General features: G+C 48.2%; 13 protein-coding genes and 1 pseudogene. 7 read left to right on the top strand and 7 right to left on the bottom strand.

What is annotated here, in order from left to right; translation table 11 throughout:
- Together ACTHMC_RS21820 and ACTHMC_RS21815 are read right to left on the bottom strand one after the other, a co-directional pair.
- Positions 1-133 (bottom strand): annotated as a pseudogene (locus tag ACTHMC_RS21820) (ribulose-phosphate 3-epimerase); the annotation flags it as partial.
- Between the two features lie 14 nt (positions 134-147).
- A complete protein-coding gene (locus tag ACTHMC_RS21815) occupies positions 148-1,149 on the bottom strand; it encodes a tetratricopeptide repeat protein (RefSeq protein WP_440416386.1) in 1,002 nt (333 codons plus the stop codon).
- A gap of 154 nt (positions 1,150-1,303) precedes the next feature.
- Here ACTHMC_RS21815 and ACTHMC_RS21810 point away from each other — a divergent pair, with 154 nt between their 5' ends.
- Both ACTHMC_RS21810 and ACTHMC_RS21805 read left to right on the top strand, forming a co-directional pair.
- A complete protein-coding gene (locus tag ACTHMC_RS21810; protein ID WP_440416384.1) occupies positions 1,304-2,410 on the top strand; it encodes a TolB family protein in 1,107 nt (368 codons plus the stop codon).
- A 63-nt stretch (positions 2,411-2,473) separates the two neighbouring features.
- Positions 2,474-2,926 (top strand): hypothetical protein, encoded by a 453-nt coding sequence (locus ACTHMC_RS21805; RefSeq protein WP_440416383.1) that lies wholly within the window; start codon positions 2,474-2,476, stop codon positions 2,924-2,926.
- 142 nt (positions 2,927-3,068) lie between these two features.
- Here ACTHMC_RS21805 and ACTHMC_RS21800 read toward each other — a convergent pair whose 3' ends face one another.
- Both ACTHMC_RS21800 and ACTHMC_RS21795 read right to left on the bottom strand, forming a co-directional pair.
- The gene (locus tag ACTHMC_RS21800) at positions 3,069-3,491 is read right to left on the bottom strand and encodes a nuclear transport factor 2 family protein (RefSeq protein ID WP_440416381.1); all 423 of its coding nucleotides are present in this window, start codon (positions 3,489-3,491) and stop codon (positions 3,069-3,071) included.
- Between the two features lie 10 nt (positions 3,492-3,501).
- Positions 3,502-4,626, bottom strand: coding sequence for a pyridoxal phosphate-dependent aminotransferase (locus tag ACTHMC_RS21795; protein ID WP_440416380.1), 1,125 nt, complete (start codon positions 4,624-4,626; stop codon positions 3,502-3,504).
- Between the two features lie 201 nt (positions 4,627-4,827).
- On the opposite strand from ACTHMC_RS21795, the gene ACTHMC_RS21790 reads away from it, so the two are divergent.
- Both ACTHMC_RS21790 and ACTHMC_RS21785 read left to right on the top strand, forming a co-directional pair.
- A complete protein-coding gene (locus ACTHMC_RS21790) occupies positions 4,828-5,838 on the top strand; it encodes a sensor histidine kinase (RefSeq protein WP_440416379.1) in 1,011 nt (336 codons plus the stop codon).
- Positions 5,835-6,539 carry a LytR/AlgR family response regulator transcription factor gene (locus ACTHMC_RS21785; RefSeq protein ID WP_440416378.1) on the top strand — a complete coding sequence of 235 codons (705 nt, stop codon included), beginning with the start codon at positions 5,835-5,837 and terminating at the stop codon, positions 6,537-6,539. Before ACTHMC_RS21790 ends, ACTHMC_RS21785 begins: the two co-directional genes overlap by 4 nt.
- Before the next feature lie 3 nt (positions 6,540-6,542).
- On the opposite strand, the gene ACTHMC_RS21780 is transcribed toward ACTHMC_RS21785, so the two are convergent.
- Together ACTHMC_RS21780 and ACTHMC_RS21775 are read right to left on the bottom strand one after the other, a co-directional pair.
- Positions 6,543-9,128, bottom strand: coding sequence for a gliding motility-associated C-terminal domain-containing protein (locus ACTHMC_RS21780; RefSeq protein ID WP_440416377.1), 2,586 nt, complete (start codon positions 9,126-9,128; stop codon positions 6,543-6,545).
- 178 nt (positions 9,129-9,306) lie between these two features.
- Positions 9,307-9,801: a metallophosphoesterase family protein gene (locus ACTHMC_RS21775; RefSeq protein WP_440416376.1), complete on the bottom strand. Its 495-nt coding sequence runs from the start codon at positions 9,799-9,801 to the stop codon at positions 9,307-9,309.
- 38 nt (positions 9,802-9,839) lie between these two features.
- Here ACTHMC_RS21775 and ACTHMC_RS21770 point away from each other — a divergent pair, with 38 nt between their 5' ends.
- Both ACTHMC_RS21770 and ACTHMC_RS21765 read left to right on the top strand, forming a co-directional pair.
- Positions 9,840-9,995 carry a hypothetical protein gene (locus ACTHMC_RS21770; RefSeq protein WP_440416374.1) on the top strand — a complete coding sequence of 52 codons (156 nt, stop codon included), beginning with the start codon at positions 9,840-9,842 and terminating at the stop codon, positions 9,993-9,995.
- Positions 9,996-10,058: 63 nt separating this feature from the next.
- On the top strand, positions 10,059-11,216 hold the full coding sequence (locus tag ACTHMC_RS21765; RefSeq protein ID WP_440416373.1) for a homogentisate 1,2-dioxygenase: 1,158 nt from the start codon (positions 10,059-10,061) through the stop codon (positions 11,214-11,216).
- Positions 11,217-11,317: 101 nt separating this feature from the next.
- Here the strand turns inward: ACTHMC_RS21765 and ACTHMC_RS21760 are convergent, their stop codons facing one another.
- Positions 11,318-12,313, bottom strand: a complete 996-nt coding sequence (locus ACTHMC_RS21760) for a hypothetical protein (protein ID WP_440416372.1) — start codon at positions 12,311-12,313, stop codon at positions 11,318-11,320.
- Between the two features lie 146 nt (positions 12,314-12,459).
- Here ACTHMC_RS21760 and ACTHMC_RS21755 point away from each other — a divergent pair, with 146 nt between their 5' ends.
- Positions 12,460-13,080 carry a TetR/AcrR family transcriptional regulator gene (locus tag ACTHMC_RS21755; protein ID WP_440416370.1) on the top strand — a complete coding sequence of 207 codons (621 nt, stop codon included), beginning with the start codon at positions 12,460-12,462 and terminating at the stop codon, positions 13,078-13,080.

Here is a 13,080-nt window from a genome sequence, read left to right as displayed (position 1 = left end):
TGATATTGGGAACGAAGCGCCCATCCATCACATCCAGATGGAACCAGTCTGCTTCACTTCTGTTCAGCATATCGCAGGCATCCGCCAGATGAAGAAAATCGGCTGCCAGGAGGGAAGGGGCAATGATAGGCATAAATGATGTGTTCATTAGTTCAGTTTTTTGGCTCTTTCGCGGGCTTCCGTGAAGCTTTTATCGAGGGCGTAGGCTTTCCGGTAATTCTCCACGGCTTTTGTTTTTTCGCCCATCGCTTCATAACAACGACCGATCCAGTACCAGGCATCTGCATTGGTATTGGAAACGGTGGTGGTGAAGGTGAAGGTTTCCAGTGCTTTTTTGTAATCTTTCATTTCGTAAAACACCAGACCTTTTTCCAGATGCGCATCCGTGAATTTCCAGTCGAGGCGGATACATTCATCAAATTCTTTCAGCGCTTCCTGATACTTATCACTATCTGCATAATACCTGCCTTTGATGAAATGCGGCTCCACCTGCAGTTTCAGCGAGTCCCTGGCAATGAGGGTATCACAAAAGGCAACAGTCCGCGGGTCCATGGAGCTGGCATAGATATCAGCCAATGTGTTACCGATAAAGTAGATAGGTTGTAAATCGTATGCGCGTTGCAGTGAGAGGATGGCATTGGCGGTATCTCCGCTGCGGGCCATCAGTACACCTTTCTCATACCATGCTTCAAAATTGGAGGAATCCAGGCTGATGATGGCATCGTATTCTTTGAGGGCGGCTGCATTGTTGCCGGTCTGGATGAGCACTTCACTGAGCCTGCGCCTGAACTCAGGGTTGCCCGGGAATTTACCGGTACATTCTTTCAGGAGGGTAACGGCTTCCAGCGGTTTGTTCACCAGCAGGAGGTTGGCCACGTATTCCTGGCCTGTATTTTCATCGGGCGCCAGCGCCCAGGCTTGCTGGTAATCGGCGGTAGCCAGTTCATGTTTGTTATTGAGAGAGAGCATCACGGCCCTCTTCTTGTAAAGAACGGCATCTTTGGGGAAGCGGGCGATACTGTCTGTAAGTCCCTTATATGGCGGTTTTTCGAGCAGTGCTTCAGAAGCACTGCCATTGCCGCCACAGGCTGCTGCCACAAAAAGCAACAGGCAAATGCAATAGATGGAAATATTCCTGGTGTTGATCATAATCCCGATTGTGTCAGATCCTGCCAGCAAAAGGCAGGCCAGCAAAGCTAACCGTTTTTAAGCAAGTGTGTTATGGCAATATTCTGACAAAATCAGTAGTTTGCAAAAATACCTTTATGCGGCCCTGACCCCCGCAATATAAACTCCTTCAATCATGAGAAAGATCTTACTGGTACCGGCAGTTTTCCTGTTTCTGGCCGGCATTATTGCAGCATTCAAAAAGCCTTTGAATAAACCTGAATCAATCATCAGTACAACTGATACGCTTCATTTTCCGGGTGAGTCGCATTTCAGGAACCTGCGGCAACTGACCAACGGGGGCGACAATGCGGAGGCCTATTTCAGTTATGATGGAAAATGGCTGGTATTTCAGCGTACCAGTGCCAGGGATGGGCTGCCATGCGATCAGATCTTTGCGGGCCGGATCCCTGAGCCGGGCCAGCCCTTCGAATACAGAATGATCAGCTCCGGAAAGGGGCGTACCACCTGCGGCTTCTTTACGAAAGATGGCAAGCATATCATTTATGCCTCCACGCACCTGGGCGGCGATGATTGCCCGCCGGTTCCGGATCGTTCCAAATATGGAAACAAATACATCTGGCCTTTGTACAAAAGCTATGATATTTTCATGGCGGACCTGAATGGAAAGATCGTGAAGCAGCTTACGCATAGTGATGGCTATGATGCTGAACCAACTTTATCGCCTGATGGAAAGAAGATGGTGTATACCAGTGTGAAAGATGGCGACCTTGAACTGTATGTGATGGACCTGAAAACCGGTAAAGAGCGCAGGATTACCCATACTCCGGGTTATGATGGCGGCGCCTGGTTCAGTCCAGATGGGAAAAAACTGATCTGGCGTGCTTCCCGTCCGAAAACAGAAACCGAGTTGACGGAATACAAAGCATTGCTGGCGGAAGGCCTGGTAGCGCCTACCAATATGGAAGTATTTGTGGCCGATGCCGATGGAGGGAATGCGAAACAGATTACCAGTCTGGGACAGGCAAACTGGGCTCCTTCATTTATGCCGGACAGCAAGCGGATCATCTTTGCATCCAATCACGAATACAAAAGAGGGTTTCCATTTAATATGTACACGATGAACGGGGATGGCAGCAATCTGCAGAAAGTGAGCCGCGACAAAGGCTTCGATGCCTTTCCCATGTTCAGTATGGATGGAAAGCAGATCGTTTTCTGCAGCAACCGCAATAATGGCGGAACGCGTGACACCAATATCTTTATTGCGGACTGGGTTGAATAAGTTGATGTGTTTTAATGGGATAATTCAACAATTGCGCAGTACCTTCACGCCAAATCACTTGCTATGTATAACGGTCTTCTTCATTTACACAATCTGTTGCGCTGGGTGATCCTCGTGCTGATCATCATCGCCATTTTAAGACATTTATCTGGTATGAACAGCAAAAGGCCTGTGAATGCCGGTGACAAAAAAACAGACCTCTTCCTGATGATCTCGGCTCACATTACACTGGTGATCGGATTGTATCAGTGGATTGCCGGTCCATGGGGACTGAAGCTGATCCAGAGTGTTGGTATGGGAGAAGTGATGAAGAACAGCGGATACCGTTTGTTTGCGGTGGAGCATATCACTGGTATGATCATCGCTATTGTGCTCATCACTGTTGGCAGAGGTGCCGTGAAAAGGGCCACCAGCGCTGCTGCGCATAAGAAAGCTTTCTGGTGCTTTTTGATTGCGTTGATTGTGATGCTTGTAACTATTCCATGGAGCAGGCCATTATTCCCTGGAATGCATTGATGGTAACTATAAAGTTTTTGAAGCCGCCTGTTACCGGGCGGCTTTTCTATTGGGTACTATCTATAAAAAAACTGATCGTCCTGGAAAGGACGACCGCTTTTAAAACACAAAAAGTAAGGGCTACTGCACCCTTGCATCCATATCATTTATCCCTTCGGGAAAAGATCTTGCTCACGATCTTCCACTGGCCATCGATCTTCAGCAGGTTCATATAGTCTGTCATCAGTACAGTACCTGCTTCAATTTTGATCTTTGCCTGAGCGGCGGTGCCATCGATATTCAATGAAACGATCTCTATTTTCCGTTGTGGTTTTGTTGTATTGGCTTTTACACGCGTCAGGAATTCCGCAATGGGAACGTCTTTGAATTCTCCTGTTTTATAATCCACGAATTTCATGGTGGCGGATGGATGGAAGGCTTTTTCCATCTGGTTCCCGTCGCCGGTCATATATAATTCCAGGCAGGCTCTCACGGCTGCATCTTCATCATTGGTCTGTGCCTGTGTGTGATTGAGCAATGCTGTGCACAGGGTTGCGGTGAACAGCAGGGATCCCAGTTTTTTCATATGTTTTGTTTTAGGTGAAGCTGGTTTCAATTACCTGAACAAATTGTTGCATATCGCTGAGGGTGCCTATACTTACGCGCGCCCATTTCCCTTCCTGTTCCACAATATTGCCGGCTAGGATCTGTTTGGCGGCCAGTGTGGCGGGAAAGTCACCGTTGAATCTTTCCGTTGAATAATAAATGAAAGAGGTGGCGGATGGAATACAGGGAATATTCGCCTTGCGCAGGGCCTTGCAGGTGAAGTCGCGTACCTGTTCATTCTGCTTCCGGGTGCTTTTCACGAACGCTTCATCCTGCAAAGAAGCCAGTGCGCCAGCCAGTGAAACCGCACCGGGTCCGGCATTGGCCCATGGTTGCAGCTGGCTTAACTTTTTAATCATGTCCGGATGCGCCAGGGCATAGCCCACCCGCGCTCCAGCCAGTCCGTATATTTTACTGAAAGTCCTTACCACTACCAGGTTGTCCATTGTAGCCACCAGGTGGGCAAGCGACTTCTCATCAGTATATTCGATATAGGCCTCATCAACAACTACAATGGCATTCCGGTGTACGGACTCCACAAAATCCTTCATCACATGATATGGGATCAATGTACCTGTGGGATTGTTGGGGTTACACAGGTAAACCAGTTTGGTGTCATTGGAAATGCGCTTATTCATTTCCGGTAGATCATGCGTTTTATGTTTGTTGAGTGGCACCCGGATGATGGGCGTGCCGTAGGCGGCCATGGCATTCATCCAGATCCCGAAAGTGGGATTGGCCACTACGGCATTGCCATTTTCAACAGAGGTCCGGGCAGCTACCAGTCCAAGGATCTCGGAAGAGCCTGCGCCCATCAGCACATGTTCTTTGGTGAGTTTTTGTTGTGCAGCAATCTGTTCCCGTAGCTGCGTGGTGAGCTGCCAGGGATATCGGTTAGCGCTGTTGATGGCATCTGTCATGGCCTTGCGGGCCAGGGGAGAAGGGCCGTATGGATTTTCGTTGGCATTCAGTTTTACAGGCATATTTCCTGCGGATGCCATGTTCAGCGTGTTGTTCCCCGGAGCCGCCATCAGCCTGGTTCCCAGGCCCAGGCCAGCCAGCGCCAGTGAGCTCTGCCGTAACCATGATCTGCGATCGATTGATGAATAATTCATATTGGTAAGGTTTTCGGGAACAATATTACCGGCTGAAACGGTGGAGGAAAAATCCCTTCGCTGGCTTGCCTTTGTTTTTCGACGGAAGCAGGCAAAAAGGGAGTATCGAAAAAAAAGGGCAATGGGTCGAAGGAAAAAGGACATCCGCCCGGCCGTCCATTATTTTGTGTAATTTGAATGGCCCAAAAACTGATATAACCGGTGTTTACGCGCAAACTCATATGGTGGCAGGTGGCAACCTGGATCTTCTTCTTTCTTTTTCTGCTCCTGTACAGTGTGCAGAAATGGAGCACTTTAAGCCTGGCCGTGTTGTCATGCGCTATCGGTGTGGGCTCATATATTGTAGCTGTATATACCAATGCAGTGTGGATGATGCCGCGATTCTACCGCAAAGGGCGTAAAACTGAATACTTTTTATATAGCTTTCTCTTCCTGATTGTACTGATACTGGTGCGGATGGCCATAGAGTACTGGCTGCTGTTTCCATTCCATAAAATGCAATTCTATAATTTCAGTATGGCGCAGTTTTCTTTCTGTACAATCACGGTGAGCCTGGCTTATTTTTTTGGCGCCATGCTCAGCACCATGAATGATTATATTTTGTTATTGCAGAAGCAGGAAACCATGCAGGTGCAGCAGGCTACTGCAGAGTTGAATCTGCTGAAAGCACAGGTGCAGCCGCATTTTCTATTCAATACTCTCAATAATATCTATTACCTCGCATATACAAAAAGCGATCTGGCGGCAACAGTGATAGCCCGGCTCTCCAGCATCATGCGGTATTTTGTGGATGAAGCTCCCAAGGAAAAAGTGCCGCTATCTGTTGAAATCAATTTTCTGAAGAATTATATAGAACTGGAACAGATCCGTATGCTGCACGCAGCCAGCCTGCGCTTTGATCATGCAGGAGTAGATGAGATGGTTCGTATTCCGCCCATGCTGCTGATCCCGCTGGTAGAGAATATTTACAAGCATGGGATAGATAAATCCATTGCTGAAAACGAGATCTGTGTGATGCTGAAGATCGGGAACGGGTATTTGCATTTCAATACGCAGAATACGGTGCATCCGGTGGAAAAGGAAAGTGGGAGCGGAGTGGGGCTGGATAATTTACGCAAGCGGTTGCAGTTGCTGTTCGGAAAAGATTTTACTTTGACAACGGAACAGAGCGGCAATCATTATAAAGTACAATTAATATTTCCTGTTGCATGAAGATCCAGTGCATGCTGATAGATGATGAGCCATATGCAGTGAACCTGCTGGAGGAATACATCCTCCAAGTGCCTTACCTGCAATTGCAACATAAATGTTATCATGCCCTGGAAGCTCTGGAGATACTCAAGAGCAGCCGGGCCGACCTGATCTTTCTCGATATCAATATGCCGCATCTTTCCGGCATGCAGCTCGCAAGCCTGCTGCCACCGAAGCAGCTCTTCATCTTCACAACTGCCTATTCTGAATTTGCAGCAGAGAGCTATGAGAAGAATGCGCTGGATTACCTGGTGAAGCCCATCACATTCGACCGCTTTCTGAAGTCGGTAATGAAAGCCTCCAGCCTTCTGTCTGTTCCTGCCGAGCCGGCACAGCCTGCCATTGTACCGCAGAAACTCTTTCTGAAAACCGGCAGGGCCATTGTGCAACTGGAATACCAGGATGTTCTTATGATCGAAGGATTGAAAGATTACGTGGTGTTCCATACCAACAGCGGCAAGCATATCGTATACAAGCGGATGAAGGAACTGGAAGAAACATTGCCTGCTAATTTCTCGCGCATCCATCTTTCTTATATTGTCAACCGGGACCATATCAAAAGGATAGAGGACAATCATATCTTCATCAACCAGGAGCGTATTCCGGTGGGAGAGAAATACCGGGAGCAATTCCTGGGAAAGATCAACAAAGACCTGCTCTGAGTATTACCTGATCAGGACCATCAATCCTTTTTCGGTGAATATGGCTCCGGTGTAATCGGTGCCGCGGATCATCCATACATAGGTGCCGGGTGATTGTTGTTTGCCTGCTACCGTGCCATCCCAGCCCATACCGGCAGTAGGGTTGCTGTATACCAGCTGGCCGAAGCGGTTGTACACGCGGAAGTATTCAACATTTTTAATGCCTGCGGCCACAAAACGGAATACATCATTCCTCCCGTCGTTATTGGGAGTGAAGGCATTGGGGACGAAGACGGATGCTTTGGTATTGAATACTTTCACCATAACAAAGGCGGAGTCCATGCAATCCGCCCTGTCAAATACTCTTACTTTATAACGGAGACCACTGACCGAAGTATTGTATATTGCCAAAGGATCGGCGATATTATCTGCAGAGAGCCCGAGCGCAGGTATCCATTGGTATTTCACTCCACCGCTGGCTCGCAGCTGGAGTGGTTGCCCAACTACGGCGGCAGTATCCCGACCGGCAAATGGAATGATCTTAGGCATTACGGTTACGAGCATGGTATCGTGGGAGGGCTTGGGGCATCCCTTATCATCATAGGCTGTGAGCACGAAAGCGGTGGTGCCAACAGGCCTTGCCACCGGATTTAGATTGGTGGCGGGAGCCAGTTGCTGGGTGGGCGACCAGAGAAAGCGGTTACCATCCGTGCTGCCATTCAATTGTGCAGCTGCCTGGTAGCAGATAGTGATGTCCGGACCGGCATTTACAAAGGGATAGGGTACGCAGGTGACCTGCACAAGTCCCTGGGCCATGCAGCTTCCGATCCGGGCGGTAACCTGGTAGCGGGTGTTGGCCGGTGTAGCCACGCGCGGTCCGGGCGAGATGGGATCCAGCACATAAGGCGAGGGCGTCCAGGAATACCGGAGGCCGTCTGATTGCAGCCGGAGGCGGATGGTATCCCCGAGGCAGATGGTTGTGTCAGGCATCATCTGCAAACTAACGTGATCCACTACACGAACCATAACCGAATCGCGGTTCACACAACCATTCTCATCCAGGTCAACATAATATTTTGTAGAGGTCACGGGGTTTACTACGGGGCTTCCGGTGGTTTGTCCGGTAATGCGCTGGTTGGGCGTCCAGCTGAATTGACCATTACCGGTTGCGAGTAATTGCACGATATCCGGGGTACAGATGAGGGTATCGCGGAAAGCGAGAGCGAGTGGCGGTCTGTCCAGTATATTGATGCTTCTGTAAGCTGTATCCACACAGCCGTTGCTGTTGAATACGGTGAGGCGCACCTGTTTGATTCCGTTTGAGGTGTAGATATGGTCGGGGTTTTTGAGCCGCGATGAAGGCGCGGTACTTACCGGGTCTCCGAATTCCCAGTCCCAGCCATCGAATGTGCCGAAGCGTGTCAGTGAAGTATTGGTGAACAGGGTGGGTTTGTTCACGCAGAAGCCGCTGGCATCAAATCCGGGGATCATGCCGGGGTATACGTACGCAGGAACAATCACAGAGTCGGCGCACTGATCGCCACGGTTGATCACCAGTTTAACACTATAAAAACCGGTATCCGTGAACGCGTAAGTTGGCTTTTCAACTGCGGTGGAGAAGAGCAACTGGCTGGCCCGGTTGCGTATTTCCCAGTAATAAGTCCTGATCAGCGGGCTCTGAGAGCGGTTCTCCAGCTGCAAAGTGGTGGTATTACGGCAAAGCATATACGAAACAGGCAACGACGCTGCTGCGATGGTACATGCCGTGATCTTGATCTGCAGGTCTTTTCTTTGACGGGCAATCACTTTGCCGGCACGGATCTCTTCCACGCATACGGTAACTACATAAACGCCGCTGGGAGGAGCAATGCCTGTAATGAGGCCTGTATTGAGATCGATCTGTACGGAATTGCCAAGTGGAGTGCCGGCATCAAAACCGTTGCCATAGGGGACAGACAGATAGGGGGGAGGAGCCGGGTATACATTGCTGCCGCCGGGTCCGCCGCCAGTGGTGGTCTGGTATGCATTGCAGAAAGAATAGCGGAGCTGGTCGCCATCCGGATCGGTGGCTGCAAAGCTGTACTTCATGTCGTTGCCTGCACACACCACTACCAGATCGTTGCCAGTAAAGTGAGCGCTGTTATTGGCGGGGGCATTGGCCAGTTGGGATGTGCCGGGGATTTCGGCGGAATAGGAAGCGCCCACATTGCCATAACCTGGTGAAAGATTGGAGAGGCTATAGATCCTGAAATTGATCTGTGCCGTGATGACATAGCCTTCCAGGTTGCCGGCAAGGTCAACAGGGAATTCATAATAACCTACCCGGTAGCAAACATCCGGTGGATCGGTGATGCAGGGGTTGTTGGTGGGAAGCTGGATCAGTTCTTCGCGGCTGAGATAAGCAGTAACGTCCCGCACGCGTGAGTTGTTGCCCCTGTTGAATATGGAGATGGTGGCCGGATTGTTGAACTGACGCGGACTGCGGCAGTCCATGAACAGCTTTACCGTTACTGAATACCTGAACTGGTTATTGCCCAGTGAAGTGTATGTATAGAAGATTTCACCGCCGGTGATATGATCGGCGCGTACATAAAGAAAGGCTGTGAGCAACAGGATGGTGATCCATATATGCCTGCAGCGCCCTTTACCAGCAGCGTTCTGTAGTAATTCCCAGGTAACCGTACCAGTTGGTTTGATAGTTGAAAAGGAAGGCCAGCTTTCGGGACCGGACTTACTATAATTTACGACTATTTCTGCAAAAGGTTGGCTGGAAACAGTATGATAATAATCAACGTTTGCCGAGTTCTATCACTTCACAGTCCTTCATATTGGCGCCATCGATGGTAAACCGGATGATGGTCCTGATCTTATGCCATCCTTCCTTACCGGCTGCGCCGGGGTTCATATGAAGGCATTGCAATTTGTCGTCATATATTATTTTCAGAATATGAGAGTGCCCGGAGATAAACAGTTTGGGCGGATTGGCTTTCAGTTCCGGTTTGGTGACCTTATTGTAGTTGGGAGGATAGCCGCCGATATGGGTCATGTACACGGAAACGCCTTCGCAGTTGAAGCGGAGCTTTTCGGGGAATTCTTTCCGGATCCAGTCGCCATCAATATTCCCGAAAACACCCCTGATCGGCCTGAAGCCTCCCAGCCTGTACACGATGTCCGGGGTACCGAAATCGCCGGCATGCCAGATCTCGTCACATTCTTCAAAATGGCGGAAAACTGCTTCATCCAGGTAATTATGGGTGTCTGAGATCAATCCGATTCGTTTCATATTCAGGCGAAAAGATGAACGGCAAAAGTCGGAATAAAATGGGCAGAACCATCGCTCCGGTAACAAAAGGTTGTATCTTTAGTCAACGATTGAAAGTTATGCCATACTTCCGCAACTTCACTTACTGGATCGATAAACGCCGCTGGAAATACTATTTCCTGATGGTGTCCCTGGAAATGGACCGGCCTTTCTGAACGTTACTCCGCACTGCCGACCTGCCGGCTTAACCTGATTCATCCATCATTATCTGACATTTTATGCCTTACTATCATAAACTCGGAAACATTCCGCATAAACGCCATACACAGTTCCGCAAACCAGACGGCGGGCTTTATTCAGAACAGCTATTCTCTACGGAAGGATTCAGCAATGATTATTCTTTGCTGTACCATGTGCATCCGCCCACGCAGATCATTTCCACCGATGAGCCCATCAATATGATGCCGAAAGTGGCGGAAGAAAAGATGCTGAAGCATCGCAGCTTCGAGGGGTTCAAAGTGGCTCCCACCGCTGATTACCTGCAGAGCCGCAAACCAGTGCTCGTAAATAGCGATGTTCATATCTCACTGGCTGCCACACAGCAGAGCATGAAGGATTATTTCTTCAAGAATGCCGATGCCGATGAAATGATCTTCGTGCATGAAGGTGAAGGCGTGCTCCGCACCATGTACGGCGAGCTGCCATTCGGGTATGGCGATTACCTGGTGATCCCGCGCGGCACCATCTATCAGATCAATTTCAAAAATGAAAATAACAGGCTCTTCATTGTAGAAAGTTTCAGTCCCATCCGCTTCCCCAAACGCTACCTCAGCAAGTACGGACAGCTGCTGGAGCATTCTCCGTTCTGTGAGCGCGATATCCGTGCACCGCAGAACCTGCCTACCTTTGATGAGAAAGGGGATTTCCTCATCAAGACAAAAAAGAAAGGTGTTCTTTACGGATTGCATTATGCCACACACCCTTTTGATGTGGTAGGATGGGACGGATATTGTTATCCATTCGCGTTCAGTATCCATGATTTTGAGCCTATCACCGGACGCGTGCACCAGCCACCTCCCGTGCACCAGACCTTTGAAGCGCACAATTTTGTTGTGTGCAGTTTCTGCCCGAGGTTATTCGATTATCATCCGCAGGCAATTCCCGCTCCGTACAATCACAGCAATATCGATAGTGATGAAGTGTTGTACTATGTGGATGGTGATTTCATGAGCCGTAAGAATGTAACGCGCGGTATGATCACGCTGCATCCTGCGGGCATTCCGCATGGACCGCATCCCGGTTCGGTGGAGAAGAGCATCGGCGCTAAAGAAACGAAGGAACTGGCCGTGATGGTGGATACATTCCATCCGCTGCAGTTGACGGAGGCCGCGCTGGTTTTAGAGAATGAGGGGTATACGATGAGCTGGGCGGAATAAGATTTAAATTAACAACAAAAACCGCCGCAACTTGCGGCGGTTTTTGTTGTTAAGTATTTGAAACTAACTCTTTCCTGTTGATGGAATGCAAGCTAGAACTGTTACATGCCTTCTTGTGATAATTCTTTATCAACTGGTATCGGAATTTTCTTTTCCATACAATATTGAATTATTGCTGAATCGCTGGTCACAGTAAAATACTGATCGCAGAATTCTTCTAATTCTTTTTGCATAGCATTGTAATAACGCTCCTCAACATTGACAAGTTTTTCAGTTTTTTCGATAAAATGCTCAAAATTCGGATTGTTTCTGCATAGCTTATCCATAGTACGGAAATCAAGCTCTTTTTCGGCTGAAGGGAAGAGCACCTGGCTGCTGAATGGAGCAGCATTCAAAATAATAATTCCGATTCCGAAGGACCGGTTCAGTCGTGCCATTTCTTCGTTGAGAGAGCTATCTATCTCTATGGCCACCAAGTATCCAAAATTGGCCCAACTGGAGTTGGAAACAGCCTGAAAGTAGGCTTTCTTTAAATCGTTATCAGTTTTGATCTCTTTCTTTATTTCGTATGAACTTATTTTAAAAGCATCTTTACTTTTTACTGTCTTCAATAGACTTTGGTTAGCTTTTGAATGCAATCGGAAAAGCTGTACACCAACCATATCCGGATGTGTCCATTTTTGATTGTTATCGTGAATGTATACTGAACGCTCATGAAGGATAGTTTTTGAAAATACGCCGGTATTTTTAAGATAGCTGCTCAGTAAAATATGAAGGTCCCGTTCATGAAACGTTTCTGTTTTTTTCGGTTCAGAAATATGCTTCATCGCCATTTCAAGCATTTCAGGAATAGGTAACAATTCTTCGTTTTTTGTCAAATAATAAGCGAATGTACTTCCCTCCCTTTGCAGCCGCTTTACGCGAGTGTCATTATTCCTAATGAAATTACCCAGTTGCGCCGAGACTGCTGATTCGGGGTATTTAAAGCCGCTAAAATCATAATATCCTTTGCTAACAATATGATTGAACACTTCATTATAGGTTGAAATCTTTTCCAGGTCTTCAAGACTTTTCAAAATGGCTTCCTTGATAGTCATACTAAGGTTAATGGTTATTCAACAAATTTATTGGTTTTTACCGCTTTATATTGTGCGCTTTCAGGATGCAAAAAAATACTTCCCGGAAACTATTTATTATTCAAGAGTTTCCTTATACCTTTGGTTTAACTATTTGGTTAAACTGTATGGTTGAGAATAAGAATAAGGACCAGAACACGGAGCAGAAAATCCTGGAGGCGGCCAAAGCCGTTTTCCTGGAACGTGGGCTGGACGGGGCCCGGATGCAGGATATTGCTGACAAGGCCGGTATCAATAAAGCCCTGTTACATTACTATTTCAGGAGTAAGGACAAGCTCTTCGATGTGATCTTCCTCGAAGCGGCGGCCCGTTTCCTTCCACAACTGGGTGAGCTGTTCGGATCCGATCTGCCCCTTTTCGAGAAGATCGAAAAGTTTGTGCATACCTATATTGACCTGCTCCAGGAAAACCCGCATCTCCCGCTATTTGTGCTCAACGAAATGCAGAAAGTGGATGGGAAAGCCTTTTTTGAAAAGCTCTGGAAAGGCAAGAAACCGGCTGTGCATATTCTCGCAAAACAGATCGACCAGGCCGTGAAGGAAGGGCTTATCAGACCTATCAGGCCTGTGCACCTGTTACTGAATATCGTCAGCATGAGCATCTTCCCTTTTGTAGCCAGGCCCATCGTGAAAATGGGATGGGGTGTGGATGATACGCAGTTCAGAGGACTGATGGAGGAGCGCAAAAAAGTGGTGGTTCAATTTGTACTTGATTCAATCCGAAAATAA

Source organism: Pseudobacter sp. (genome assembly GCF_051955275.1).
Taxonomy (GTDB): domain Bacteria; phylum Bacteroidota; class Bacteroidia; order Chitinophagales; family Chitinophagaceae; genus Pseudobacter.
Note: the sequence above shows the minus strand (reverse complement) of the source record. Positions and strands in the feature narration are given on the sequence as shown.

Bases quoted from the DNA above. Each gene is read 5' to 3' on its own strand.
- ACTHMC_RS21765 (WP_440416373.1), top strand. From the start codon at position 10,059: ATGCCTTACTATCATAAACTCGGAAACATTCCGCATAAACGCCATACA.
- ACTHMC_RS21795 (WP_440416380.1), bottom strand. From the start codon at position 4,626: ATGAATTATTCATCAATCGATCGCAGATCATGGTTACGGCAGAGCTCA.
- ACTHMC_RS21775 (WP_440416376.1), bottom strand. From the start codon at position 9,801: ATGAAACGAATCGGATTGATCTCAGACACCCATAATTACCTGGATGAA.
- ACTHMC_RS21760 (WP_440416372.1), bottom strand. From the start codon at position 12,313: ATGACTATCAAGGAAGCCATTTTGAAAAGTCTTGAAGACCTGGAAAAG.
- ACTHMC_RS21800 (WP_440416381.1), bottom strand. From the start codon at position 3,491: ATGAAAAAACTGGGATCCCTGCTGTTCACCGCAACCCTGTGCACAGCA.
- ACTHMC_RS21770 (WP_440416374.1), top strand. From the start codon at position 9,840: ATGGGCAGAACCATCGCTCCGGTAACAAAAGGTTGTATCTTTAGTCAA.
- ACTHMC_RS21755 (WP_440416370.1), top strand. From the start codon at position 12,460: ATGGTTGAGAATAAGAATAAGGACCAGAACACGGAGCAGAAAATCCTG.
- ACTHMC_RS21785 (WP_440416378.1), top strand. From the start codon at position 5,835: ATGAAGATCCAGTGCATGCTGATAGATGATGAGCCATATGCAGTGAAC.
- ACTHMC_RS21805 (WP_440416383.1), top strand. From the start codon at position 2,474: ATGTATAACGGTCTTCTTCATTTACACAATCTGTTGCGCTGGGTGATC.
- ACTHMC_RS21815 (WP_440416386.1), bottom strand. From the start codon at position 1,149: ATGATCAACACCAGGAATATTTCCATCTATTGCATTTGCCTGTTGCTT.
- ACTHMC_RS21810 (WP_440416384.1), top strand. From the start codon at position 1,304: ATGAGAAAGATCTTACTGGTACCGGCAGTTTTCCTGTTTCTGGCCGGC.